Genomic DNA, 25,331 nt, shown 5'->3' with positions numbered 1-25,331 from the left:
TCTGACATTGTTCGGGCCGAAATGGACAGAGATGGCGCCTATCGCCGCTGGGCTGGCGCTGGCGATGCCGTTCTTCGCACTACAAATCGTCTGTTCCCCGGCGACCAACGCCATCGGCCGGCCCCGCATATATGTTATGAGCAGCATAGTCGGTGCGGTGATTTTCCCTGCGGCTTTCCTTTACGGCATTTCCAGCGGCCCCATCGGGCTTGTCCATGCATGGTGGATTGCTGCGCCCGGATTACTCGCTGCGACACTGCTGCTGACGCTGCCCGCTATCAAAGTGAAATTCACCGATCTTGTCCGCGAATTGCTGCCGGCAGTGGTCGGCTGCGCGATCATGGCCGCAACTGTCACATCGGCAAAGCTGCTGACAGCTAATCTCTTGGCACCAATAGAGCTACTGATTTTGGCTGCGACGGGCGGTGTAACCTATACCGTAGTGATGTGGTTCCTATGGCCAAACGTGGTCAAAGAAACATGGGCCATGCTGCGTCAACGAGATGCAATGCCAACAACAAGCGACCCGGGCCAATCAGCAGCACAGCCGGGATAATTAGGTAAGACATGAACTACGTGATAGTCTGGCCAACCAAACCGGAGACTATCATGTCGATCATCGCAACGCTTGCAGCCGCTGCTCTCGCTTCGCAACCTACGGTACCATCTCTCGCCGAATCTACTGCGGTGGAAAGCGATGCCGTCTCAGCAACCAATGCCGACGCCGCGGCCCAAACGATTGCCCCCGATGTTGTTGAAGGACAGGCTGATCATCATAAACGCATGACCATCCCGGTGACTATCGAGGGTGAAGGGCCGTTCAATTTTATGATCGACACTGGCGCTCAGGCCACTGTGGTCACACGCCGTTTGGCAGAAAGGCTTGCCCTAGCTCCGGCCGGCCGTGCCACTGTTGTTGGCATGGCGGGCCGCAAGGCAGTCGATCTGTTTGCATTGAACGGGCTGGAATTTGCCGAACGTGTGTTTGATAATATCGAAGCCCCCATGCTGGAAGCCCGCAATATCGGCGCGGACGGCATATTGGGCTTGGATAGCCTGCAAGACTTACGTGTCATGATAGATTTCCGGGATAATACCATCGCCGTAAACGATGCGCGGGAATTGGGCGGCAATAGAGGGTATGAAATCATTGTCCGCGCCCGCCACAAGCTTGGCCGTTTGATCATTACTGATGCCAAAATAGATGGCGTTAAAACCGCAGTGGTGATCGACACCGGAGCGCAGAACAGCTTCGGAAACCTGGCACTGAAGCGCAAAATGCGAACCCGCAATGATGACATAGTCACATCCACTGATGTGTTAGGGGTGCAGCTTACTGGCAATCGCAGCATTGCCCGTTCGGTCCGCATTCAAACTATGCAACTTGAAAATATGCCCATTACATTCACCGACAGTCCGGCATTTGCAGCGTTGAACCTTAACAAACGGCCCGCCTTGATCCTGGGTATGCGGGACCTGCGCCTGCTGAACCGTATCGCCATCGATTTTGAAAAGCGGCAGGTCCTTTTTGATATTCCCAAAAACGGCAAGCGCCGCTCTAGAATACCGCTTAATTTCGACGGCAGCGGGCTTTAACCAAAAAGGCAAACCCATTGTGCTGACGGCTTCGCTGCACCACATGCACACCTATGCCGCCAGATCCAGCCTCACCCACCCCGCCCGATCACGATAGCTGGGCGACCCTCAAGCGCTTTCTGCCCTATCTGTGGCCCAAGGATAATCCATCCCTAAAGCGCCGGATCGTGATTGCCGTCATGCTGGTGATCGCGGCCAAGGCCACAATCCTTTCGCTGCCGTTTGCCTACCGCGCTGCCGTGGACAGTATGACCACAGTGTCAAACGAGGCATTCATGGCCGCAATGGCGATGGTTCTTGCCTATGGGCTTGGCCGATTTGCCAGTGTCGGATTCGATAATCTGCGCAACATCGTGTTTGAACGGGTCGGCCAAGATGCCACGCGGCAATTTGCCGAAGATGTGTTTCACCGGCTCCACCGGTTGAGCTTGCGTTTCCACCTGTCACGCCGGACGGGCGAGATTACCAAAACAATCGAACGCGGCACCAAGACCATCGATTCGATGCTGTATTTCATGCTGTTCAACATCGCGCCGACCATTATCGAGCTGATTGCGGTCGGGATCATCTTCTACATCAATTTTGGCTGGGAACTGGTCGCCGGAACTGCCTTTACCGTGATCACATATATTGCCGTTACCCGCTGGATCACCGAATGGCGCACCCAATTGCGCAAAGAAATGAATGATATGGACGGGCACGCGCTGGGCCGCGCTGTGGATTCGCTGCTCAATTACGAAACCGTCAAATATTTCGGCGCGGAATCCCGCGAAGAAGAACGCTATGGCCAAGCCGCAAGGTCCTATGCCGATGCAGCGGTGAAAAGCGATAACTCACTGGGTCTGCTCAATATAACCCAGTCCCTGATTACCAATGCGCTGATGGCTGGCGCCATGGCCTATACTGTTTGGGGGTGGAGCAAGGGCGAGCTGACCGTCGGTGATCTGGTATTCGTCAATACCTATCTGATGCAGCTGTTCCGCCCGCTTGATCTGCTCGGCTTTGTGTATCGCACCATCCGCCAAGGGATGATCGACATGGCAGAAATGTTCAAGCTGATGGATACATCGGTAGAAGTCGAAGACGTGCCCGGCGCCCCTGCCCTGATCATCCGCAAACCGACTGTGACGTTTGACAATGTGGTGTTCGGCTATGACCCCGACCGAACAATCCTGCAGGGGCTCAGCTTTGAAGTGCCTGCCGGTGACAATATCGCCATTGTTGGTCCTTCTGGCGCAGGTAAGTCGACCATCGCGCGATTGCTGTTCCGCTTCTACGATCCCTGGTCAGGCCGTATTTTAATCGACGGTCAAGATATTGCCCAACTGCAGCAAGCAACAGTGCGCGGCGCCATTGGCATCGTCCCGCAAGATAGCGTGCTGTTCAATGACACCATCGGCTACAATATCGCCTATGGCAAAGCCGATACGGATGACCGCACGGTACAGGCTGCAGCACGCGATGCCGCGATCCTGCCCTTCATCGAAAAACTGCCGCAGGGCTTTGACACGCAGGTTGGCGAACGCGGGCTGAAACTGTCAGGCGGGGAGAAACAGCGCGTCGCAATTGCGCGGACGCTGGTCAAAAACCCGCCGATCCTGATGCTGGATGAGGCAACAAGCGCGCTCGACAGCCGGACAGAGCAAGACATTCTGGCGACGCTGGACAGGATTTCACGCGACCGAACCACGCTATCAATCGCGCACCGCCTATCGACCATTGCCGATGCAGACGAGATTTTGGTGCTCGATCAAGGGAAACTGGCAGAACGCGGCAAACACAACCAGCTCTTGCGCAAAGACGGCCTCTATGCCGAAATGTGGCAACGGCAAGCGAGTGAGGCGGACGGATAGAAAAGGGGCGCACCGACCAAACAGCGCACCCCCTTTTTCATTTCAGCCTCTTCGTTACTCGGCCGGTTTGGTCAAATCTTCTCGTGACAGGTCAAGGTCATCAGCAGAAATCACTTCTACATCGGGACGCAGTTCGCGTAATTTATCCACGAACTGCTCGGCATCGCCCACGATAATGACCGATGCTTTCGCCGGATCGACAAGATCGGAAGCGATTGCGGAGGCTTCTTCGGCGGTCACGCTGGAGAGGCGCTCTGCCAGTTTCGCAGCCTCCGCAGGTTCAATTCCTTGCTGCATCAAACCTGCCACGATGCCGTTGAAGCCTGAACTGGTTTCGAGCGAGCGCGCATAGCTTCCGCCGAGGTACAGACGCCGTTTCTCCAGCAGATCTTCTGTCAGAGGTTCGCTACCCAGACGCTCAAATTCATTGAGGAAAATCTCGGCCACTTCGGTGGCGGTTTCATTCTTAGTTTGCGCGCTCGCGGTCAGGACGGATTCGCCCGCACGCGACCCGAAACCGCTATACGCGCCGTAGCTCAGCGCGCGCTTGGTGCGCACTTCGTCAAACAAACGCCCGCTTGACCCGCCGCCTAGCACAGCATTGGCCAGCATCAGATCATAGTACCGCTCATCCGAACGCGAGATGGCCCGAACACCGGCGATCACTGCTGCTTGGCCCGCATCGGGCATATCGATCACAACTGTTCGCGGTGCCGGTGTTGCTCCATCAGGTTCAGCCACGAGAGTTGGCGGATCGCGGTCGACCGTCCAGTCGCCTAGCATCCGTTCGACCAAGCTGCTCGCCGCGTCGGGCGCAATGCCGCCGCTGACAATGACTTTGGTCAATGACGGGTGCCAATAGGTCTCGCGGTGCGCGACCAGATCACTGGCGGTGATCGCATTGATGCTGTCCGTAGTGGCGATGGTCCCATAGGGTGCCTCACCATACATGACCGGTGCAGCGACGAAACGCGCCAATGCGCCGGGATCTTTGAGTGAGACCTGCAAGCCATCGACTGTACGTTTGCGTTCACGTTGGAATTCAGCATCAGGATAGCTCGCGCTGGACAGAACACTGGCCATAACCGCGCCCGCTTCTTCGATAGTGGCGACAGGCGCGGTCAAGCTGAAATAGGTGCCATCGGCCCCACCTGACCCACCGAACCTTGCGCCCAGACTTTCCAGCCGCGCTGCGATTTCGGTGGCAGACATATCCGCCGTGCCCTTATCCGCAAGCGATGCGGCAAGTTCTGCCACGCCGGCTTTGGCTTTGCTGTCGGTAACAGTGCCGCCCGGCAGGACAACTGTGATCGTTGCAATCGGTACTTCGCCGGTTTGCGTTGCAACCACAGAAATGCCGTTATCGAGAGTGGTTTCGACAATTGTTGGCGCGGTGACTTCCGGCTTCGCGCCCGGTCCAGGCGGGGCTTGGCGCTCGCCTTCCGGCTTTACTTGGCGCGGCTTACCCGTCGCAGCAGCCAAAGTGCGGAATGTCGGGAACGGCGCAGGGTTGGCATAAGTCTCCTTATTATCCTCGCCTGCAATGTAGCGAAATTCCACACGGCCTTCCGGCTTCAGATAGGTTTGCGCGACACGCTGCACATCCTCAGCGGTGACCGCCGCGATCCGTTCAAGGCGAATATCGGCGGCTTTGGGCTCGCCAGTCAGCATCAGCGCCTCACCGATTTCGAATGCCCGCCCACGCGCGGTTTCACGGCGGCGCAGGCTGGAGGAGAAAATTTCGTTCTTGGCTTCGGAAAGCTCTGCTTCTGTAACCAGCTCCTCGCGCACTTTCACGCGCTCTGCAGCCATCAATGCATTCACTTCGTCGGCATCAGCGGCCGGGTTTATCACGGCGAATTGGGCGAAGAAGCCTCCCTCCTCGCTTTGATTGACGAATTGCTGGGCCTGAACCGCTTTGCCGCTGCGAACCAGCGCCTTGTGCAAACGGCTGTTCTCACCCGCTGACATAATCATGTCGAGCACTTCAAGAGCCGCAGAGTCGGGGTGCGCAACGCCTGGCACTTTCCATGTCGCCCCGACTAGCGGCAGCGGCACATTGGGCGCAGTTGCCGTGACAAAGCGCGGCTCCGTCCGCTCCGGCTCACGCTCTGTAATGGTCAGATCAACCGGATTGGCGCGGCGCGGAATGTCGGCGAAATACTGGTCCACCAGCGCGCGGAGATTATCCATTTCAAAGTTACCTGCAACAATCAGCGTCGCGGTATCGGGTCCGTAATAGGCTTGGAAGAAAGACCGCGCATCGGCGAGAGTGGCGGAATCCAATTCTTCAATGCTACCGATACCCGGGCGCCGCTGCGGCAGAACGTCATAGGCGTTTTCGGGCAGAACAAAGCGGCTGAAACGGCCATAGGGCGGCGCAAGAACGCGCTGGCGCAGCTCCTCTTTCACCACATCACGCTCCTTATCGAACACGTCCTGATCTACGACAGGCAGAGCCATCCGCTCTTTATGCGTCCACAGCATCGTTTCCAGATATTCGGCGGGCACCTGCTCGTAATAATTGGTCCGGTCGGGACTGTTTGATGCATTGCGCGTGCCGCCCACATCAGCAGTCAGACCGTAGATCATATTATAGGGCATATTCTCGGTTTTGCGGCTCAGAATATGTTCAAACAAATGCGCAAATCCGCTCCGGCCCTCCGGATCAAGCTTTGATCCGATGTCATACCACATGGAGGTAGTCACAGTAGAAGTTGTGTCATCTTCAATCGCGATGACACGCATGCCATTATCCAACATCCATTCGGTGTATTCGATTTCAGGCGCAGAGATCGCCGGCGCATCTGCCAATGCGTGGTCGTCTGCCGAAACCGGCTGGGCAGCAGCCAGCGCAAAAGCAGCCGTACTGGCGGTAAGAAGTGATCGAAGCATCTAAGGGTCCCCTGACAAAACTCGTCTGAGGATGAATAGACCAAAACTGAGTGGTAATAACAAGTGACGGGGAAGCTAATTCTACCAACGGCTCAGCTACGCCCACCAGCGGTGCTTGATAGCTGGTTCAAGACCTCCATCGCGCGGTCGGCGTCACTGGCCGGCACAAAAATATGATCGTGATAAAACGCGGCGACGACATTGCAGGCAATTCCTTGATCTGCAAGCGCGCCCGATACTGCGGCTGTGAGGCCGACCCCTTCCAAATCGGAATGGACTTGCAAGGTGATCTGGCAGAAATCAGGGCCTGTTTGCCCGCATTCGTCTGCCAAGCCGGCAGGAACGATGGCCGATACCCCTTCTGTTTCCCGAAAGGTTGCAATCGCCTCGCCGAGCAGCGTCGCCGCATTGGCAGGCTCAATCCGCACAATTCGCCATATGCCTGTGACGAGCGAAGGCGCCATATTGGCCACCATCGCATCGCGTTCGACCACAGTCTTATGTGTCATCAAAGGATATATTTACTGAGATCCGTATCGCTCGCCAGATCAGTCAGCCGGCCACGCACATAGGCGGCATCGATTGTGATGGTTGCGCCTTTATGGTCTTCCGCTTCAAAGCTGAGGTCTTCAAGCAGTTTTTCCATCACCGTCTGCAAGCGGCGGGCCCCGATGTTTTCGACGCTCTCATTAACTTGCGCTGCGATCTTGGCGACCTCGGCGATACCGTCCTCGCCCATCTCAATGGTGACCTCTTCTGTGGCAAGCAGCGCCTTATATTGCGCGACCAGATTGGCGCGGGTTTCACCCAGAATACGGACAAAATCTTCTTCTGTCAGCGCCCGCAGCTCAACCCGGATCGGCAAGCGGCCCTGCAATTCAGGCAGCATATCAGACGGTTTGGAAACGTGGAACGCCCCGCTCGCGATGAACAGGATGTGATCAGTTTTCATCGGCCCATATTTGGTGGACACAGTTGTTCCCTCGATCAGCGGCAGCAAATCGCGCTGCACGCCTTCACGGCTGACTGACCCGCCGCGCACATCGCTGACCGCAATCTTGTCAATCTCGTCCAGGAAAACGATCCCGTTGGTCTCTGCATTTTCCAGTGCAACGCGGGCCACATCATCTTGGTCCATCCGCTTTTCAGCTTCTTCGTCGACCAGCTTGTCCCATGCCTCTGGCACTTTGAGTTTGCGGCGCTTGGTGTTGGTTTTACCCAGCGCCTTGCCCATCATATCGGACAGATCGATCATCCCCATGCCGCCGCCCATACCCGGGATTTCCATCGGGGCAGACGGTGCATCGACGACATCGATTTCTACTTCGGTGTCATTCATCGAATTATCGACGATCCGCTGGCGAAAGCTTTCACGGGTGGCTTCGGAAGCATTTTCGCCGACCAAAGCGTTCAGCAGGCGATCCATCGCCGCTTTGCTGGCGGCTTCGCGAACCGCTTCGCGCCGGCGTTCCTTCTCAAGACGAATGGCCTCTTCCGCCAAATCGCGGGCGATCTGTTCAACATCACGCCCGACATAGCCGACCTCTGTGAACTTGGTCGCCTCAATTTTCACGAAGGGGGCTTGCGCCAATTTGGCCAAGCGGCGGCTGATTTCGGTCTTACCGCAACCAGTGGGGCCAATCATCAAGATGTTTTTCGGCGTCACTTCATCGCGCAGGTCGGCATCCAATTGTTGGCGGCGCCAGCGATTGCGCAATGCCACAGCCACCGCGCGCTTGGCGTCTTTCTGGCCAATAATATGCTCGTCCAGCGCAGCAACGATGGCTTTGGGGGTAAGGGCTTCAGTCATGAATTGTCTCAGATAGTCTCGACGGTCACATTGCCGTTCGTGAATACACAAATATCCGCAGCCACAGCCATTGCCTTGCGGGCAATCTGCTCTGCATCTTTCTCGTAATCGGCCAAGGCCCGTCCAGCAGCCAGCGCGTAATTGCCGCCGGATCCAATCGCGGTCACGCCGCCTTCGGGTTCCAGCACATCGCCATTGCCGGTCAGCACCAGCAAGCTTTCCTTATCGGCCACGATCATCAGGGCTTCCAGATTGCGGAGATATTTGTCGGTCCGCCAATCTTTGGCAAGTTCAACCGCCGCGCGCAGCAATTGCCCGCGATGCTGTTCCAGCTTTTTCTCCAGCCGCTCAAACAGGGTAAATGCGTCTGCTGTTGCACCGGCAAAGCCAGCTATCACATTTTCATCTTTGCCGATGCGGCGGACTTTGCGTGCGTTGGGTTTCATCACGGTGTTGCCCATCGACACCTGACCATCCCCAGCGATGACGGTTTTTCCGTCCTTCTTTACGCCGATAATGGTGGTACCATGCCATTGGACAAGGCCGTGCGGATTGTTTGTATCACTCATGAAACGGATATGGGGTGCACCAACGACCGATCAAGAACTGTGGCCAGTCGATGAACTGGAAAGAGCTGCGAAAACGCCGGGGAAACGCGGAGAAAACTAGGGCCCGCCCGGAGCGCCGCCACCGGGTGCACCAACTGTGCCAATATTACCGAACAGATCTTCAAAGAACCCCCGTTCGCGGCCCAATGTCGGCGTCTCATCACCGTCAGGCGTAAAATACGCCACCTTCTCCAAACCGGAGCGATCAGTAGCGATCACGTTTCCTGATGCGTCAAACTTTACCGCCAATACACTGTGCCCCCGGATACGCGGGCGGACAAAGGGCTTTCGTCCAGTTGTACTGGATACATAATACCAAACAGGATCGCCATATTGACTGGTGAAGGTCGGCCGGCCCAAAACTGCTGCCACAGATTGTTGGTTATCAATGCCCGGCTGTACCGAGCTGGTCAGTGTTTGGTCGACAATGTAACCACGCGTCTCACGGATGGAGGCACAGCCGCTGATTGCAGTTGCGCCCACGGCCAATGCCAAACCAACGAGTATTTTGCGTGAGAACATGGTCATCCTAATTACTGTCAAAGGCATCTGATGGTCCTGATGTGCAGATACGACCGTATCTTGGACAAGCGGAACCAAGCCCTATATTGTTGGTATCCCTTAAGGCGGCGAAGCGGACTGTGCAACACACAGCTGCATTGTGCTCCACCCATTTAAGGAATGGTCATGGTCCAACTGGCCTTGATCGTTTGAATTACTGATGAACAACCCCCGCTTATGAAGGGCTGAATGCATGTCATTTTTTGCCAAATTGCTTGGAACTGCCCCGGATCCCAAAGAGGAGCTGCGCCCCTTATGGTTGTGGGTTGTGAGCGAGGCCCGCAATCCAGCGTGGTACCGCGAATGCGGAGCAGTGGACACGGTTGATGGCCGGTTCGACATGATTACCAACATATTGGCCGTGGCCATGTTGAGGCTTGAACAGGACGAGCAATTGGTCCCCGCTTCAGCCCGGCTGACCGAACTATTCGTCGAAGATATGGAAGGTCAGCTGAGAGAGCTTGGCTTTGGCGACCCGACCCTTGGCAAGAAAATGGGCGAGATGATGGAGGCTATGGGCGGCAGATTGGGCGCATTCAGAACTGCATTCCCGAACGGACAGGAAGCCACCACGGACGCGGTGAATCGAAATGCAAACTTGACGGATGACGCTGACGGGCAAGCGATGGCCCGCAAATTGATTGCGCTGAACAACAGCCTCAGCACCGTATCAAACGATGCCTTGCTAAGCGGGAAATTCGGCACATGATCGACAGTGAGTTGCCCCGGCCAATCAAAATTAAATCGATTGCCAGCGAACCCTATACGGTAACCGCTTCACCCGATGAGTGCAGCGCATTGGCCAAGCGATTTGACCTTTCCAGCGTGGAGAAAGTCCACGCCATTGTCGATTTGATCCGCGATGGAGACATCATATCGGCACAGGGTACGCTTGACGCGGAGTGGACACAAAGCTGCGCATTATCGGGCGACGACTTTCCGGTATTGCATCAAGAACCTATCGAACTGCGCTTCGTACCCACCCGCACCGATTGGCAACCGGACGATGAAGTGGAACTCACAGCCGAGGATTGTGATGAATTGGAATATGAAGGCGATACATTCGATTTGGGCGAAGCAATCGCACAGAGCCTTGGCCTAGCGATTGATCCTTACGCCACTGGTCCAAATGCCAATGCAGCGCGAAAATCGAAGAATATCCAGACCGAAGGCCAGCAAGACGGGCCATTGGCAGAATTGCTGGCCGGGTTGAAACGCGGCTGATCAACCAGCCGGGGCATTTTCCAGCCCCTTATTGATCAAAACGGAATATCATCATCCAGATCATCATAGTTGGAGCCGCCGCCTGACGTCCCGCCGCCAGAACCGCCGCCTTGGCCGCCACCGCCCTGATTCCAGCCACCGCCCGATGAACTGCCACCAGAGCTGCCGCCGCCTTGGTTCCAGCCGCCACCTTGGCCACCACCACCGCCTTGGCCCCCACCTTGACCACCGCCCTGACCACCGGGACCATCCAGCATGGTCAACGTGCCGTTATAGCCGCGCAGAACGACTTCGGTTGAATAGCGGTCATTGCCTTGCTGATCCTGCCATTTGCGCGTTTGCAGCTGGCCTTCAATAAACACTTTGCTGCCTTTGCGCAGGAAGCGTTCCGCGACATTGACCAGACCTTCCGAAAAAATGGCGACGGTGTGCCATTCGGTGCGCTCTTGGCGTTCGCCCGAATTGCGATCTTTCCATTGTTCAGATGTGGCGATCCGCAAATTGCAGACTTTGCCGCCATTTTGGAAGCTGCGCACTTCTGGATCAGCACCCAAATTGCCGATGATCATTACTTTATTGAGGCTGCCAGCCATGTCTCGAATCCCTTTTGATTATGCAGCGGGCTTATCGAATGCGCAGAAGAGTCGCTAGCCCTACCCCGCCCTTTCCACATATCCTCAGATCATAGACCCAAAGATCTGCCTGAATCGCGGCAGTATTGGCCGTTCAGGGGAGTTGGAACTCTTTGAATTTGTAAGGCAGGGACCATCTTGGCAATGCTGCGAATTGCTGGTGTGCGGACTATCTTGCGCTTTATCGTGCAGAGTAACGCAATCTTCCCAGAAAGCGTGTGACGCTGAAACTCTCTCGATCCGGATTAAGCCATTTGGCTTTCACTTTTTCAAACTTCATCACGCCTTCGATACGGCGGGCCAGAAACGCTTTCGTCTGCTCTTTATCCTCGCTCATATCATCAGCAAATGACGCCAGCGTAGCCGCGTATAGCCCAGCCAGAATAGTCCGTTTGGTGTAATGGTTGTAATCCGTTGCTGTATCACCAGCCAGCCGCCACATCAGATCGGCTGTCGTCCATGCGCGCTTCATAGATGCGGCTGCATTCTGCGGCATTGCCATGATCGCCGTTGCCCGTTTCAGCGCTTCTTCCTGTCCATCAATCGCGTCAAGACGGAACTGTACCAACACGCGAATTCGTTCGCGAATGGGCATGGCCGCTAGCTGCTGCGCGGTTAGTTCCTCAGCCATTTTAACATCGACTGATTCTATCCAGGCGCCAATCATATCCATTGCGCCGCCGGGATAGGCAAGCCGCGCTACATCCGGGTCAGCGCCGAACATTTCGGCTGCTTGGATAACCGCTTCATCGGTCCATCCGTCAAAGATGGCAGCATCTGCCAATGAGGGTGCCAAAGCGATCCGCAGCTCGTCCAGCGTCAAATCATTCGCATCCATTACTTAGAAACTCGGCCCATAAGTCACTCCGGAGTCTGACGCGGCACGTTCCTCGTCTGCTTTGGTAAACTCGCTCAACAGCAAGCCGTTCCCGCTCAGCAGTTCAACGTAATCGCGCGCCGAGCGTCCGGAATTGTCATTACGGTCCGGATTGGCATTATTCGCCAACAGCAACCGCACCATTCCAACATCGCGCTTATGAACCGCCGATATCAGCGGCGTTTCACCGGCAATATTGTTGTCATCAACATTGGCCCCGGCCTTCAGCAACGCCTCCACGCCATCAATGAAACCGAGTGACGCCGCGATTTGCAGCGGTGTATTGCCTTCCTTATCGCGAATATTCGGGTTGGCCCCTTTTTGCGCAAGAAACTTGACCCAGGCTACGTCGCGCCGCGCCGTCACGATGTGCAACGCCGTCTCACCCGTAGTAATATCCCGGGTATTCACGACAACGGTACCGGGCTCATTCAGTACTTTGGTTACTGCCTCACCATCACGGTCACGAATTGCCTTGAGGAAATTATATCCATCTGAATAAAACTGTGCACTCACAGGCGCAGCAACGCTGAACGCCAACCCAAGCGCCAGAACAAACTTCGGGAAAACGGCACTGGCCATTTTCATTCTCCAATACATAACTATGTGACACTGAGGGAATCATCCCCTTGCAGAACCCCAATTAGCAGAGCATGAACCTGAGCGCTATGATGATCCGATCCACCCTATTTGCCTTCGCCGCAGCCACCTTGCTCGCAAGCTGTAATTTTGCCGCTGGGGCACCGCAACCACCGCTTACCGAAGCACCGCTGGCGGGCGCTGACATTGGCGGCCCGTTTGAATTAACAAGCAGCGCAGGCGAAACGGTCCGGTGGGCAGACTTTAGCGGGAAATTCCGGATTGTGTATTTCGGCTTTGCCTACTGCCCCGATATCTGCCCGACCGATATGAGCCGGATCGCCGGTGGCTTGGCGCAATACCAGAAAACACATCCTGAACTCGCCAAAACGATCCAACCGATGTTCATCTCGATCGATCCAGAACGCGATACGCCAGAAGTTTTGGGCCAGTTCACCAGCGCCTTTTCCGATGACATTATCGGCCTGACCGGTACGCCGGAACAAATCAAACAGGCCGCAGACCATTTCAAAGTGTTTTATTCCCGCGGCGAAGATCAGCCTGGCGGCGGATATCTGATGGATCATTCCAATATTGTATATTTGTTTGGTCCAACCGGCGATCCACTCGCCACTCTGCCGACAGATCAGGGGCCGGAAGCCGTCGCAGCTGAACTTGCAAAGTGGGTGCGGTGAGGGACAAATTCTGGGAACTACCGCTTGCGCAATTGGACCGCGCCGAGTGGGAGGCATTGTGCGACGGATGCGGCAAGTGCTGCCTGCACAAGATTGAAGATGAAGAGACAGGCGCCATCGATGGCACCAATGTGTCGTGCAAGCTGCTCGATACACAAACGGCGCAGTGCAAAGACTATCGCAACCGCAAAGCCTTTGTGCCTGATTGTATGCGGCTGACATTGCGCATCGTGGAAAGTGTCGCGTGGTTGCCGGGCAGCTGCGCGTACAGGCTTCGCTCGGAAGGTAAACCGCTGGAGGACTGGCACTATTTGCTATCCGGTGACCGCGACAGCGTGGTCCGGGCCGGCATATCCGTCGCTGGCAGAGTGATCAGTGAAACCGATGCGGGGCCCTTAGAACATCATCTGGTCGATTGGGACGATGTGTGACCAGTTGGCTTCGCCCTAATGTTGCCGATCCGGTGATTGATGTCGCGGGCAAGACCTTGCCACTGGCGATCAAACGGCATCCGACGGCCAAAAAACTCGTTATGCGGCTGGCCCCTGATGGCAGCGAAATACGCATAACCATGCCGCGATGGGGGCAATCGCGGGATGCGCTTGCATTTGCACAATCCCGGATGGGCTGGCTTGAACGGCAATTGGGCAATGTTGCAGACGCCGCCCAGCCAGAACATGGCACGATATTGCCATTTCGCGGATCAGAGCTGGAGATTGTCTGGGATGAAACCGCCCGCCGTACACCCGTGGTGGATGATGGACAGATCATTATTGGCGGCGCGCAGGAAAGCCTGAAACCCCGGCTGGAGAAATGGCTACGAACGGAGGCTCAACCGCTGATGGCAGCGGACCTCGCCCATTATTGCTGTGTTGCGGGTGTCGGCACGCCGCCTATTCGATTGTCGCGAGCCCAGCGCCGTTGGGGCAGCTGTTCTTCATCCGGCACTGTCCGGATTAACTGGCGGCTGATCATGGCACCTGATTTTGTGCGCCGTTCGGTCGTCGCACATGAAGTCGCGCATCTGGTCCATTTCGACCACAGCCCGGCGTTTCACGCATTGCTCGGTGATATCTTTGAAGAACCGATCGAGACAGCAAACCGCTGGCTAAAAACCGATGGCCGCACACTGTATCAGTATTTCGGATAGGCCCAATCACAGTAAGATCGCCGGAAGATAACTGGGTAACCGGCAAAATCGCTGGCGAAAGCGGCGCTATGGCACTATCTTCCCAGCATGGGATTTTTTAGCAGATTCAACCCCAAGGCAGGCGTATCGGATTTCGTTCACGAATTCAGCCGCCCCAACCCCTATCGCTGGCATATTCTGGCGATCTCTATGTTGATGACATTTACCCTGCTGTTCATGTTCACGCGGGAAGGTGCCAAAGGCCCGCCTCCCCGGCCAGAGGTTGATTACATTGTCAGCTTCGCTCCGGGCCGCACTGATGCAGAAATTCTCGCCTCCAATATCGAAAACCAGCGCCGCAATGATCAGCTGGAACAGATTTTGGCAGAACGGGAAGAGCGCAAGCGCGAATTGTACCGGACGCTGGGCGAAGTGAGCGGCATGGATGTCGAAGAAATCGAACGTCAGGCAGCGCTTGAACGCCAAGCCGAAGCTGAAGAACGCCAGCGCGTGCGGGATGTGATGCGCGGACGGGTCTCGGACATTCCTGAAGATGTGCTGCGTCAGGCCGAGGAACAAATTGCCGCAGCGGAAGCTGGTACCAGTACAGAAGCTGCGGCTGAAACTGCTGCTGAAATTGAGGCACCCGAAGCTGCCGAATGATTCCGACTGGATGGCCGCCGCAGCCCATTTGGGCCTGCGAGGACGCCCGCTCAGCAGCCCGAACCCCAGCGTCGGCGCTGTCATTATCCGTAACAACATTGTGGTTGGGCGGGGATGGACCCAGCCCGGCGGTCGCCCGCATGGCGAAGCAATGGCGCTCTATCAGGCTGGCGATGATGCACGCGGGGCGACACTTTACACCACTTTGGAACCCTGTGCCCACCCGTCGCAGCGAGGGCCAACATGCAGCCATTTGATCGCGGAAGCGGGTATTGCCCGCGTTGTATTCGCGTGCCTTGACCCCGATGCCCGAACGGCCGGGAATGGAGTGGAAATACTGCGAAGCGCCGGGGTAATCGTAGACCAGATTAGCCATGCAGTGGCCGCAACCGGATTGGCCGGATATCTGACAAAGCAGCGGCTGGGCCGCCCCCATGTGACGTTGAAACTCGCCCTTTCGCTAGACGGCTTTATTGCCATGCCATCAGGCGAAAGCCAGTGGATCACCGGTGAAATCGCGCGCGCGCATGTCCATTCCCGCCGGGCCATGGCTGATGCCATTTTGGTCGGCGGCGGTACATGGCGATCCGATCGCCCCCGTCTTGATGTCCGCTTGCCCGGTCTGGAAAGCCGCAGCCCGAAACGCGTTGTCCTCACGCGCGGCGTTCCGATTGACGGGGTGACCATTATCAATACACCGGCACAAATCGCAGACTTGGCCGATGTGCAATATCTGTATGTAGAAGGCGGCAGCCAAACGGCAGCCTCTTTCCTTCGCGAAGATCTGGTGGACCGGATCGAGCTGTACCGCGCACCCATCATTCTGGGTGAAGGCATGGCAGCGTTGGGCGATATCGGCCTTAGCGCGCTGGGTGATGCCCATAATCAGTGGGCGCTGGAACAGCGGCTGCAACTTGGCAGCGATACATTCGAAGCCTATGGGCGCCAAAGATAAGAGAGCGATAACAGGCTGATCAGCCTTCAAAGGGAAGTCACATGTTCACAGGTATCGTCACCGCCATTGGCACGATTGAAAGCACCGAAAACCGCGGTGATTTGCGCGTGCGCGTCAGCTGTCCGTTTGACCCGGCCGATATGGCTATCGGTGCCTCGATAGCCTGTTCCGGTGCGTGCATGACAGTGGTCGAACGCGGCGGAACAGCGGGCGATGCGTGGTTTGCAGTCGATATCTCAGGCGAAAGCGTTTCCAAAACATCCCCCGGAATGTGGGAAACAGGTGCATCACTCAATCTGGAAAGCGCCTTGAAATTGGGCGATGAATTGGGCGGTCACATCGTTACCGGCCATGTCGATGCGGTTGGCGAAGTGGAAAGCACCACCGAGATTGGCGGATCCCATCAAGTGAAAATCCGCGCCCCTGCTGAACTCGCCCCCTATATTGCGCCCAAAGGCTCCATCACAGTCGACGGCGTATCGCTGACGGTCAACGAAGTGACCGATCACGCGGACAAATCCTGCACCTTCGCTCTCAACATCATACCCCACACATGGGAGGTGACAACATTGGGCAAGCTGGCAGCCGGAAGCACCGTCAACCTGGAGATTGACGTGCTTGCCCGGTATCTGAAACGGATGGAAAGCCTGCGGGGGTAAGCCTAGCCGGCGCGCAAACTCTTGGCCCGCCAACTGTTAGAATGTCTGTGGTTCGGCAGCCTGAAAGCACTATCCGAAAATATGCCGTTACTCCCGATGACGGCCCCGGCCAACCTTTCCTACTTCGCCGCAATCTGCCTTAGCATTCAGGATGAAGCAGCCACCGGTACACCATCCTCCGCCTCCCCCACCCCGACAAAAGCGTATTCCGCCATTCCACGCTGTGCCGGGCAAGGCGCGGGCTGATGGGTGGACACCGCTGAGGCAGGCGGAATTTATCGGACATTTGGCGGAAACGCGCTGTGTCAGCTCTGCCGCGCTGCGTGTCGGCATGGCGCGTGAGACAGCCTATCGGCTGCGGCGGCGCAAATGGTCGGACAGCTTTTGCGCGGCTTGGGATGCGGCAATGGGCGATCGTATGCGCCCGGCCAAAGGCGGCAAAAGTCACACTGCAACGCCTGCAAAGGTCACAGTCGCAGAGCTGGAATGGCGCGTGGCTAGCGGGATATGGTCTGTGATTATGAAGTATCGTCGTTATGCCGGAGTGCGCCGGAAAGCTGATAATTCTGCGCTTTTGCAATGGGCCAAAATGTCAGGAATAGCCTCCCGCCGAGGAATCCAAAGCGCTGCCCCGGCGGGAAAGTCACAGTCTTGAAAAACCGCCGGACCGTATCTTTCCTACACAGAACAGGATTTACAAACCAAGCAACAGCCGCAGGACGCATTCATACCGGGGGGACGTCAGAGCATAGTCTGAAACCTACCCAGTCACGGCCTCCAACGCGCCAATGAACTTCTCAATATTGCCCATATGCAATCCGGCAATATTAATCCGGCCGGACCCGGCCATGTAAATGCCATGATCGCCGCGGAGCGCCTGGATTTGATCTTTGCTGAGCGGTAATACGGAGAACAAGCCATTTTGCTGACCCAATGGGCGCAGATCAAGGGAGCCAACATCGCCTGCTTTTGCAAGTGCGTCGCGCACTTCGCGCATCCGGTTACGCATGGTTTCCAGTTCGTCCAGCCAAACCTGCGTCATATCGCTATCGCGCAAGATCAACCGGACGGCGGCGGCGCCGTGATCCGGCGGCATCGACCAGCTGGCACGGGCCAGAGCATTGAGGTTAGACAAGACAGGAGGCAGCTGGTCGCTGGTTTGCGCCATCACGTACAGCGCACCCACACGGTCGCGGTACATGCCAAAATTCTTGTCACAGCTATAGGCAATCAGCGCTTCGGGAACAGCATCCAACACCTTGCGAATACCATAAGCGTCTTCGTCCATTCCATGGCCAAGACCCTGATATGCGATATCCAAAATCGGCAATGCTGCGCTACCCGCCAAAGCCTCCGCAATCGCTTCCCAATCAGCGTTCGAATAATCGATACCGGTCGGGTTGTGACAACAGCCATGAAGCAGCACCGCATCACCATCCTGCGCATTGCGGATCACATCCAAGACGGCATCAACATTCGCAGTGCCGTCTGCATTGGCATGATCAAACGGCGTGAAAGCAATGTCCACATCATTCAGGATTTGCGCGTGATTGGGCCAGCTGGGCACGCCCATATGAACGGTATGCACACCAGCCTGCTTGGCCACTGCAACCGCCAGCCGCACAGCGCCGGTACCGCCAGGGGTTTGCATCCCCTCGATCCGGCCACCTTTGGTAGCGTCTTTGCCGAAAATGTAGGGCATCAATGCATGGACAAAGCCCAGATCCCCCTCTGGCCCAAGATAGCTTTTGCTGTCTTGTTCTTCGACCAGCTTTTGTTCTGCCTGCTTAATCGCCGCGAAAACCGGCGTATCGCCATCATTCGTTCGATAGACACCGACACCAAGGTCGATTTTATCCGAACGGTCGTCGGCTGCGTAAAGCTTGATCAGCGCAAGAAGCGCATCGGGCGATTGGGGTTGTAATCTGTCGAGCATGATGCATTCCCCATGCCCAGACCCGCGCTCCGCTGCAACCGCTTTGTGGCAGTTGCCCGGTGCATCTTTTCTTTATTTCAGAAAAGGTACGCGCCGACTGGTCTCAGAATGGCAGCCAGCGCTGCTTTTTAGAGAAGCGCATATAGCCTGCATTGACACCCAGCCGCAGCCCCGCACCAACGCGGATCGGGATCATCACAATGTCGCCGCGCCGCAGATACGAAGCATGAAGCCCCCCGACCAGATAGGCCTGCCCTTCCCCTGCGGGAAAGCGTTTGAAAATGTCCTGGGTGTCGTAGAGATTGTAAATGAGGACAAAGGTGTTGCCAGCATTTGCCCCGGCATCAAACCCGATCGATGGCCCTGTCCAATAGACTTTCTGTTCACCTTCAACCTTATGGAACAGCGTACCCGAACCATAGCGCGCGCCGACAATAAATGCCCCGCCGGCCTCGCGACCAACGATATATCCGTTGGGTTCACCCTGCTTTTTCAGAAGATCTTGAATCATTTTAGCGACGCCTTTTGCGCCTTTGCCAAACACACCTTCCGCCGCGCCAATCAGGTCGTCTTCTTGGTAGGTATCTGCACTCACACCAGTGTTATTGTTTACAGCGTAGGCACTGTCCCCACTATCAGGGTTCGCCCATGTCGGGGCAACATCAGCCCCGGCACTCGAACTGGCATCTGCTGCATTGCTGGCCGCTGCACCGGCCTGATCTTGAGCCACACTCATGGCGTCTTCGAAGCTTTGCTCAACCTGCGCGCTTTGCTCGTCAGCATAGACGGGTCCATCGCCCGGTGCTTCAACCAGATCACCGTCGATGACATCGCTGGGATCAATCGTCTCGATTGTCTGAGCGTAGGATGGCGCGGCGGCAATCGCAGCGGCTCCGAATGCAACGATGCAGGCATTGCGGAACTTGCGGCGGGCTATACTGGCGATACTCATGCTGTCTCCAAGCGCGGTCATTGGGCGCAGTCGTTCAATTCTGGACCCTTATCAGAATCCTTTGCGGCTGAAGCAGCAATGAACGCGCGGCGAAACGAATCTCTTTTACGGCGAAACGAGCAGACGATGGCGAGAACTGGGTGTTTTTACGGAATCTGCTTTTCGTCAGAATGCAGACTTGCAGGCTCACGCTGCCCCCGTTATACGGCGCTCCACTTTGCTACTGCAATCCGGAGACGTGGGTGAGTGGCTGAAACCAGTTCCCTGCTAAGGAACCATAGGAGTAAATCCTATCGAGGGTTCGAATCCCTCCGTCTCCTCCATTGCCCCAAAGCCCCCAAATTATCCTTGAATGTTGCGCAGAGCCACCTTGGCCAGATGCTCGAACACGCTTAGAGACTGCGCATGGACCGGGCTCAAATCGTTCACGACAATTTTCTGCGGCGCTGCGCTGCGGCCGACTTTCCTGAAGGCAACGCACCGGCTGGCCCGCTTACGCCGGAGGGGGCGGTATCAATCTATCGCTCCGGCTGTCTGACGCGCGCGCTCGACCGTACCAGCCGGGCGATGCAAGCACAGGGCCAGGGGTTCTATACTATCGGTTCCTCAGGGCATGAGGGGATGGCAGCCATAGCGGCAGCGCTGCGGCCCAGCGATATGGCATTTCTGCACTACCGCGATGCGGCGTTCCAAATTCAACGGGCGGAGCAGATGTCAGAAGCCGGCGCGGCCCAGACAATCACTTGGGATATGCTGCTGTCCTTCGCCTGTTCGAGTGACGACCCCATTTCTGGCGGGCGGCACAAGGTGCTGGGATCAAAGGCCCTCACCATTCCCCCGCAGACCTCAACCATTGCCAGCCACCTTCCCAAAGCGGTTGGTGCAGCATATTCTATCGGTCTGGCGAAGCGGCAACCGCCTGAACATAAACAGCTGCCCGATGATGCCATTGTCATGTGCAGCTTTGGCGATGCCTCCGCCAACCACTCGACCGCGCAAGGTGCCATCAACACATCGGCGTGGACGGCTTACCAAAATATTCCGATGCCGCTGCTTTGGGTGTGCGAAGATAACGGTATCGGAATTTCCACAAAAACGCCCACCGGCTGGATCGCCGCCAATTTTAGCACCAAGCCGGGGATCAAATATTTCTACTGCGACGGTTTAGACATTTACGACACATTCCGCGCAGCTTCCGAAGCGGCGGCCTATGTTCGCAAACGGCGCAAGCCTGCCTTCCTCCATATCCGAACTGTGCGGCTATATGGCCATGCCGGTGCCGATGTCCCAACCACCTATCTGGCGAAATCGGAAGTCGAATCGGACGAAGCGAACGATCCGCTACTGCATTCTGTCCGTTTATTGAGCGAGGCAGATGCGCTGCCCCCAAGCGCGGCCATTGAAATATATGAGCAAACGGCGAAGCGGGTCGACCGCATTGCAGGAGAGGCGATCAAAAGGCCAAGGCTGCAAACCGCCGATGAGGTGATGGCCAGTATTGTACCGCCGAAACGCAAACAGCCGCCATCAAACGGCCCCTCTGCCGAGGAGCGACAGGCTACCTTTGGCGGCGATCTGAAACAAATGGACAGCCCGCAAATCATGTCACGGCTGATCAATTGGGCGCTAACAGATTTGATGCTGGAACATGGCGAAATAGCCATGATGGGCGAAGATATCGGCCGCAAAGGCGGCGTATATGGCGTAACACAAAAACTGGCGGCGCGGTTTGGCCGCGCCCGTATGATTGATACTCTGCTGGATGAACAATCAATTTTGGGCCTGGGGCTCGGCATGGCCCAAAACGGATTTCTGCCAATTCCCGAGATTCAGTTCCTCGCTTATTATCACAATGCTGAAGATCAGATTCGCGGTGAAGGTGCCACGCTGCCGTTCTTCTCCAATGGTCAGTATACCAACCCCATGGTCGTGCGGATTGCCGGGCTTGGGTATCAAAAAGGTTTTGGCGGGCACTTCCATAACGACAATAGCTTTGCGGCGATCCGCGATGTGCCTGGGGTGATCTTGGCGTGCCCGTCCAACGGTGCCGCCGCCGCAAGAATGCTCCGTGAAGCGGTCAGGCTCGCCCGCGAAGAGCAGCGGCTGGTCATTTTTCTGGAGCCGATTGCTCTCTACCCTATGCGTGATCTGCACGAGGCCGGTGATGGTGAATGGATGTATCCTTATCCCGATCCATCGGAGCGCTTACCCTTTGGCCAAGTAACCACGCATGGGACCGGCACAGACCTGGCCATCGTTACTTTCGGCAACGGTACCTACCTGTCTATGCAGGCCCAAAAACAGCTTGGGGCTGACGGTATAAACACCAGAATCATCGATTTGGGTTGGCTATCCCCATTACCAGAGGCGTCATTGCTGGAGGCGGTAAGGGGGTGCACCAATATTCTGATCGTGGACGAAACACGGCGGACTGGCGGATTGGCAGAGGCATTGATGGCTATGTTCAGCGAGCAAACCGATATTCCGCATTCGCGCCTTTGCGCAGAAGACAGCTTCATACCCACCGGCCCGGCCTATGCCGCCACTATGCCATCAGCAGATAGCATCGTTGCCGCAGCACGCACCATTGCACGGACAGCGTCTTGAACACGGCGCGCAAAACAGCGGTTGTTATCTGTCCGGGACGCGGCACTTATAACAAGACCGAGCTTGGCTATTTGAAGGAGCATTTTCCCGACCCCGCCCTGCTGGCAGAATTTGATTGCCAGCGCGCCAGCAACGGGCAAGAAACGCTTTCCGATCTGGACAATGCAGAACGGTTCAGCCTCGCCAAACACACACGCGGGGATAATGCATCGGGCCTGATCTTTGCAGCCACGCTGGGCGATTTTCTATCGATTGATGATACCGGGATTGAAGTCGTCGCAGTGACCGGCAATTCGATGGGCTGGTATTCCGCACTCGCCTGCGCTGGTGCCACATCCCCGCTGAACGGCTTCAAGGTCGCCAATACAATGGGCACGTTGATGCAAGAGACCTTGATCGGAGGCCAACTGGTGTACCCATTTATGGGCGATCATTGGCAGCCTGATCTAGCAAAACGGGACGCCTTGCTGGGCCTTGTCACCCAGATTGATACGCGGGCAGATCACATTCTGCTACCCTCTATCCATCTTGGCGGTATGCTGGTTCTGGCGGGAAATGAGGCGGGTTTGTCCGCTTTTGAAAGTGCCGTAGAACCGGTTGACGGGCGTTTCCCCATGCGGCTTGGTAATCACGCTGCATTTCATACGCATATGCAGCGCCCGGTCGCCGATAAAGGGGCACGGGCACTTGATAGCGGCCTATTCAGGCAACCTGATCTTCCGCTGATTGATGGCCGGGGTTCCATATGGTGGCCGCACGCCACCAACATTCACGCGTTGCATGACTACACTCTGGGTCATCAAGTGACGGAGGCGTACGATTTCAGCCGCGCTGTAGAGGTGGCTGCACGCGAATTCGCGCCCGATATGTTCATCGTCACTGGCCCGGGAACAACGCTAGGCGGCGCCGTGGCGCAGTCGCTAATCCTCGCTGATTGGCGCGGCATGAATAGCAAGGCGGCTTTCAAAGCCGAACAAACCAGTACTCAATTGCTCGTTGCCATGGGCATGGCACAGCAGCGCGGCATAGTGGCCAAGCGCTAAAACTTGGCGCGAACACCGCCCCACACCGTGCGCGGCACACCCAGGTCGAGAACACCGTTGGCATTACGCGTTACGATCGTTTCATCGAACAGGTTTTCTCCGCGGAAGACCACCGAAAGGCCCCGTGTGACGGGAACCTCGGCAAAGGCGTTGACGGTTGTCGCGGCGGGCAGAACATTGGTTTCCTGATCGCTTTCAAACTGTGCACCAACATGACGCAAAGTTGCTGAGAAATGCCACCCTGCCGCAGGTTTCCACGCTAGGGTTCCGCTGGCGGAGAATTCCGGTGTTTGCGGTGGGCGATTGCCGTTGAGCGTGGCCGACGCACCGGTGCCGTCAACCTCAGCGTCAGTATACACCATACTGCCATTGAAGCTGACAGTGCCCCGGGTAATCGAAGCACTCGCCTCGACCCCGCGTGCATCAATGGCAGGCAAGTTTTGGCGTTGCCGCAAGGTTGGCGTCAGCGTCACATTTGCGATGGCATTCTTCAGCCGGTTATCAAATGCCGTCACCGCGAATTTCACGCCGTCAGCAGGGGTGAGATCGATGCCTGCTTCAAAGCCTTCGAGCACTTCATTTTCCAACGCGGCGTTAGCCTGTGTCACCACAGGGAAGATGACAAATGGGCGGTAGAGTTCGTTGAGAGTGGGCAAGCGCAACCCGCGATAGGCTGCGGCTCTTAACCGAACGGCATTATTGGCCTGCAACGCCGCCCCCGCACGATAGGAAATGCTCCAGTCGGACCGATCCGGTGCCACCGTGGAACTAACCTCCACCCCGTTGGCATTCACTGCCCGGAAGAAGCCGTTTTCAATCACGGTCCGATCGGCGCGCAAACCGCCGGTCAGGACCAGCTTACCAAGTGACCAATCGTTTTCGATGAACACACCCAAATCGCTATTGCGGCCCCCTGCCCGGCGGCGCTCCCGCAAATTACCTGTGAAAGCGCTATAGGCCTCCTCCTGCAGTTCTCCCGATGAGCGCCGGTAATCCGCGCCGATCCGCACAACATGATCCGGGCCTACCGGCGGGCGTATTTCCAACTTGCCGCCGATCCCGGTGGATGGCGTGTTCCTCTGATCAAGCACTCGCACAAATCTGGTGGAGCTGATGACGACATTGGAAAAATTGCGTGACTGGAGATACGCCAGCGCGTCAAATTCCCACTTGCCGCGCCCTACCAAGCGAATGCTGGCATCGGCGCCCTCACTCGAACTGTCGGCGCCTTCGAAACGAAGGGTGCGTTCATCGCCAAATACCAAAGCGCGCGCTTGCAGTTCGATATCGCTCGTAAGCGGAGCAACCGCCCGTGCGCTTATTGAGTAACTGTCGAAGCCCGCCTTGGCCGTTGCCGGAACACGTTGATTGTCAGGCGTGGTGAAGAAACCATCCCCACGGTCCCACCGCCCGCTGAGCACCGCAAAGCCGCTGCCTAGATTTTGCGCGACGCTGGCACTGGCCTCTGTATCACCGCGATCATTGACCAGTAACGAGCCATCAAATGCCCCAAGCGTGTCAGCATTGGCGCTGGTCAATTCTATCGTCCCGGCAAGCGCCCCTGAACCAAATGGGCCAGCCCCACCGCCGCGAGTTACGCGAACAGACTCAAGCCGCTCCGGTGCGATGGCGCTGAGCGGGATGTAGCCAAAGAACGGATCGGACATGGGCACACCGTCAAGCAATACCAAAGCCCGACTGGTGGCGTTCCCTCCGAGCCCTCTCAACGTTACACCTTGCGCACTGGGGTTGGAACTTCGGCTGTCGGATCGGCGGAACTGCTGGAAGCCCGCGACAGATGACAAAACATCTTCAATCCGGCCGGACCCAGATGTGACCAGAATATCCCGGTCCAGTTCTATGGCCCCATAGGCGGGCACCGCAGGGGTATCTGGCAAACCCTCCCCCGTAACAACGATTTCGACGTCCTCTTTGCCTTCGGGCTCTTGAGCCAAAGCCGGAGATGTCATCACAGCGGCGATCAGACCAGGGATCGCTGCACAGGCTAGTGTCTTGGAGTTTTGCATAATTGGCGGCCTAGCCGTGGTTTACGTGCA

At 56.6% G+C, this 25,331-nt stretch carries 25 protein-coding genes and 1 tRNA gene (1 of these 26 running past the window's edge); 15 read left to right on the top strand and 11 right to left on the bottom strand.

What is annotated here, in order from left to right; genetic code table 11:
* The 3 genes in view from HKD42_RS00735 to HKD42_RS00725 are tightly spaced (at most 53 nt apart) and all read left to right on the top strand, a layout consistent with a single transcriptional unit that may run on beyond the window.
* Positions 1-556, top strand: partial view of a lipopolysaccharide biosynthesis protein gene (locus tag HKD42_RS00735; RefSeq protein ID WP_246236594.1) — the 3' portion only. 1,004 nt of this gene lie to the left of the window's left edge; only the last 556 of its 1,560 coding nucleotides appear in the window; the start codon falls outside the window, past its left edge; the stop codon is at positions 554-556.
* Between the two features lie 11 nt (positions 557-567).
* On the top strand, positions 568-1,596 hold the full coding sequence (locus HKD42_RS00730) for an aspartyl protease family protein (protein WP_170009389.1): 1,029 nt from the start codon (positions 568-570) through the stop codon (positions 1,594-1,596).
* Positions 1,597-1,649: 53 nt separating this feature from the next.
* Complete coding sequence (locus tag HKD42_RS00725) at positions 1,650-3,449, top strand: ABCB family ABC transporter ATP-binding protein/permease (protein ID WP_170009387.1); 1,800 nt, start codon at positions 1,650-1,652, stop codon at positions 3,447-3,449.
* A 54-nt stretch (positions 3,450-3,503) separates the two neighbouring features.
* On the opposite strand, the gene HKD42_RS00720 is transcribed toward HKD42_RS00725, so the two are convergent.
* From HKD42_RS00720 to HKD42_RS00700, 5 genes are all read right to left on the bottom strand, one after another.
* On the bottom strand, positions 3,504-6,344 hold the full coding sequence (locus HKD42_RS00720) for a M16 family metallopeptidase (protein WP_170009385.1): 2,841 nt from the start codon (positions 6,342-6,344) through the stop codon (positions 3,504-3,506).
* Positions 6,345-6,436: 92 nt separating this feature from the next.
* Entirely contained in the window at positions 6,437-6,853 is a 417-nt protein-coding gene (locus HKD42_RS00715) for an ACT domain-containing protein (protein WP_170009383.1), read from the bottom strand.
* Entirely contained in the window at positions 6,853-8,154 is a 1,302-nt protein-coding gene (hslU, locus tag HKD42_RS00710) for an ATP-dependent protease ATPase subunit HslU (protein WP_170009381.1), read from the bottom strand. Before hslU ends, HKD42_RS00715 begins: the two co-directional genes overlap by 1 nt.
* Positions 8,155-8,162: 8 nt before the next feature.
* A complete protein-coding gene (gene hslV, locus HKD42_RS00705) occupies positions 8,163-8,723 on the bottom strand; it encodes an ATP-dependent protease subunit HslV (RefSeq protein WP_170009379.1) in 561 nt (186 codons plus the stop codon).
* Between the two features lie 96 nt (positions 8,724-8,819).
* Positions 8,820-9,284 carry an outer membrane protein assembly factor BamE gene (locus HKD42_RS00700; protein ID WP_425500375.1) on the bottom strand — a complete coding sequence of 155 codons (465 nt, stop codon included), beginning with the start codon at positions 9,282-9,284 and terminating at the stop codon, positions 8,820-8,822.
* Positions 9,285-9,516: 232 nt separating this feature from the next.
* On the opposite strand from HKD42_RS00700, the gene HKD42_RS00695 reads away from it, so the two are divergent.
* Both HKD42_RS00695 and HKD42_RS00690 read left to right on the top strand, forming a co-directional pair.
* Positions 9,517-10,032, top strand: coding sequence for a ubiquinol-cytochrome C chaperone family protein (locus tag HKD42_RS00695; RefSeq protein WP_170009375.1), 516 nt, complete (start codon positions 9,517-9,519; stop codon positions 10,030-10,032).
* Complete coding sequence (locus HKD42_RS00690) at positions 10,029-10,547, top strand: YceD family protein (RefSeq protein ID WP_170009373.1); 519 nt, start codon at positions 10,029-10,031, stop codon at positions 10,545-10,547. Before HKD42_RS00695 ends, HKD42_RS00690 begins: the two co-directional genes overlap by 4 nt.
* 35 nt (positions 10,548-10,582) lie before the next feature.
* Here the strand turns inward: HKD42_RS00690 and ssb are convergent, their stop codons facing one another.
* The 3 genes from ssb to HKD42_RS00675 all read right to left on the bottom strand — a co-directional run bounded on the left by ssb (position 10,583) and on the right by HKD42_RS00675 (position 12,638).
* Positions 10,583-11,140, bottom strand: a complete 558-nt coding sequence (gene ssb, locus HKD42_RS00685; protein WP_170009371.1) for a single-stranded DNA-binding protein — start codon at positions 11,138-11,140, stop codon at positions 10,583-10,585.
* A gap of 220 nt (positions 11,141-11,360) precedes the next feature.
* The gene (locus HKD42_RS00680; protein WP_170009369.1) at positions 11,361-12,017 is read right to left on the bottom strand and encodes a COQ9 family protein; all 657 of its coding nucleotides are present in this window, start codon (positions 12,015-12,017) and stop codon (positions 11,361-11,363) included.
* A 3-nt stretch (positions 12,018-12,020) separates the two neighbouring features.
* On the bottom strand, positions 12,021-12,638 hold the full coding sequence (locus HKD42_RS00675; protein ID WP_170009367.1) for an ankyrin repeat domain-containing protein: 618 nt from the start codon (positions 12,636-12,638) through the stop codon (positions 12,021-12,023).
* An 86-nt stretch (positions 12,639-12,724) separates the two neighbouring features.
* Here HKD42_RS00675 and HKD42_RS00670 point away from each other — a divergent pair, with 86 nt between their 5' ends.
* The 7 genes from HKD42_RS00670 (at position 12,725) to HKD42_RS00640 (ending at position 17,391) form a co-directional block, all read left to right on the top strand.
* Entirely contained in the window at positions 12,725-13,330 is a 606-nt protein-coding gene (locus tag HKD42_RS00670) for an SCO family protein (protein ID WP_170009365.1), read from the top strand.
* Positions 13,318-13,761 carry a YcgN family cysteine cluster protein gene (locus tag HKD42_RS00665; protein ID WP_170009363.1) on the top strand — a complete coding sequence of 148 codons (444 nt, stop codon included), beginning with the start codon at positions 13,318-13,320 and terminating at the stop codon, positions 13,759-13,761. The genes HKD42_RS00670 and HKD42_RS00665 overlap by 13 nt, the downstream gene beginning before the upstream one ends.
* Positions 13,758-14,480, top strand: a complete 723-nt coding sequence (locus HKD42_RS00660) for a YgjP-like metallopeptidase domain-containing protein (RefSeq protein WP_170009361.1) — start codon at positions 13,758-13,760, stop codon at positions 14,478-14,480. Before HKD42_RS00665 ends, HKD42_RS00660 begins: the two co-directional genes overlap by 4 nt.
* 87 nt (positions 14,481-14,567) lie before the next feature.
* Positions 14,568-15,122 carry a tropomyosin gene (locus HKD42_RS00655; RefSeq protein WP_211483466.1) on the top strand — a complete coding sequence of 185 codons (555 nt, stop codon included), beginning with the start codon at positions 14,568-14,570 and terminating at the stop codon, positions 15,120-15,122.
* A 10-nt stretch (positions 15,123-15,132) separates the two neighbouring features.
* On the top strand, positions 15,133-16,077 hold the full coding sequence (gene ribD, locus HKD42_RS00650) for a bifunctional diaminohydroxyphosphoribosylaminopyrimidine deaminase/5-amino-6-(5-phosphoribosylamino)uracil reductase RibD (protein WP_170009359.1): 945 nt from the start codon (positions 15,133-15,135) through the stop codon (positions 16,075-16,077).
* Positions 16,078-16,118: 41 nt separating this feature from the next.
* Complete coding sequence (locus HKD42_RS00645; protein WP_170009357.1) at positions 16,119-16,736, top strand: riboflavin synthase; 618 nt, start codon at positions 16,119-16,121, stop codon at positions 16,734-16,736.
* A 151-nt stretch (positions 16,737-16,887) separates the two neighbouring features.
* Entirely contained in the window at positions 16,888-17,391 is a 504-nt protein-coding gene (locus tag HKD42_RS00640; RefSeq protein WP_170009355.1) for a hypothetical protein, read from the top strand.
* Between the two features lie 105 nt (positions 17,392-17,496).
* Here HKD42_RS00640 and HKD42_RS00635 read toward each other — a convergent pair whose 3' ends face one another.
* Together HKD42_RS00635 and HKD42_RS00630 are read right to left on the bottom strand one after the other, a co-directional pair.
* On the bottom strand, positions 17,497-18,672 hold the full coding sequence (locus HKD42_RS00635; RefSeq protein ID WP_170009353.1) for an amino acid aminotransferase: 1,176 nt from the start codon (positions 18,670-18,672) through the stop codon (positions 17,497-17,499).
* Positions 18,673-18,775: 103 nt separating this feature from the next.
* Positions 18,776-19,624 (bottom strand): DUF1134 domain-containing protein, encoded by an 849-nt coding sequence (locus HKD42_RS00630; protein ID WP_170009351.1) that lies wholly within the window; start codon positions 19,622-19,624, stop codon positions 18,776-18,778.
* 232 nt (positions 19,625-19,856) lie between these two features.
* Here HKD42_RS00630 and HKD42_RS00625 point away from each other — a divergent pair.
* From HKD42_RS00625 to HKD42_RS00615, 3 genes are all read left to right on the top strand, one after another.
* Positions 19,857-19,947 (top strand) — tRNA-Ser (locus tag HKD42_RS00625).
* Positions 19,948-20,029: 82 nt separating this feature from the next.
* Positions 20,030-22,231 carry a thiamine pyrophosphate-dependent enzyme gene (locus HKD42_RS00620; protein WP_170009349.1) on the top strand — a complete coding sequence of 734 codons (2,202 nt, stop codon included), beginning with the start codon at positions 20,030-20,032 and terminating at the stop codon, positions 22,229-22,231.
* Positions 22,228-23,274: an ACP S-malonyltransferase gene (locus HKD42_RS00615; RefSeq protein WP_170009347.1), complete on the top strand. Its 1,047-nt coding sequence runs from the start codon at positions 22,228-22,230 to the stop codon at positions 23,272-23,274. Before HKD42_RS00620 ends, HKD42_RS00615 begins: the two co-directional genes overlap by 4 nt.
* Here HKD42_RS00615 and HKD42_RS00610 read toward each other — a convergent pair.
* Positions 23,271-25,301 (bottom strand): TonB-dependent receptor, encoded by a 2,031-nt coding sequence (locus HKD42_RS00610; protein ID WP_170009345.1) that lies wholly within the window; start codon positions 25,299-25,301, stop codon positions 23,271-23,273. The genes HKD42_RS00615 and HKD42_RS00610 overlap by 4 nt on opposite strands.
* Positions 25,302-25,331: the final 30 nt, after the last annotated feature.

The sequence above is a fragment of the Pontixanthobacter rizhaonensis genome (assembly GCF_012972675.1).
Classification (GTDB): Bacteria; Pseudomonadota; Alphaproteobacteria; order Sphingomonadales; family Sphingomonadaceae; genus Pontixanthobacter; species Pontixanthobacter rizhaonensis.
This window is presented reverse-complemented; position numbering and strand designations above follow the sequence as displayed.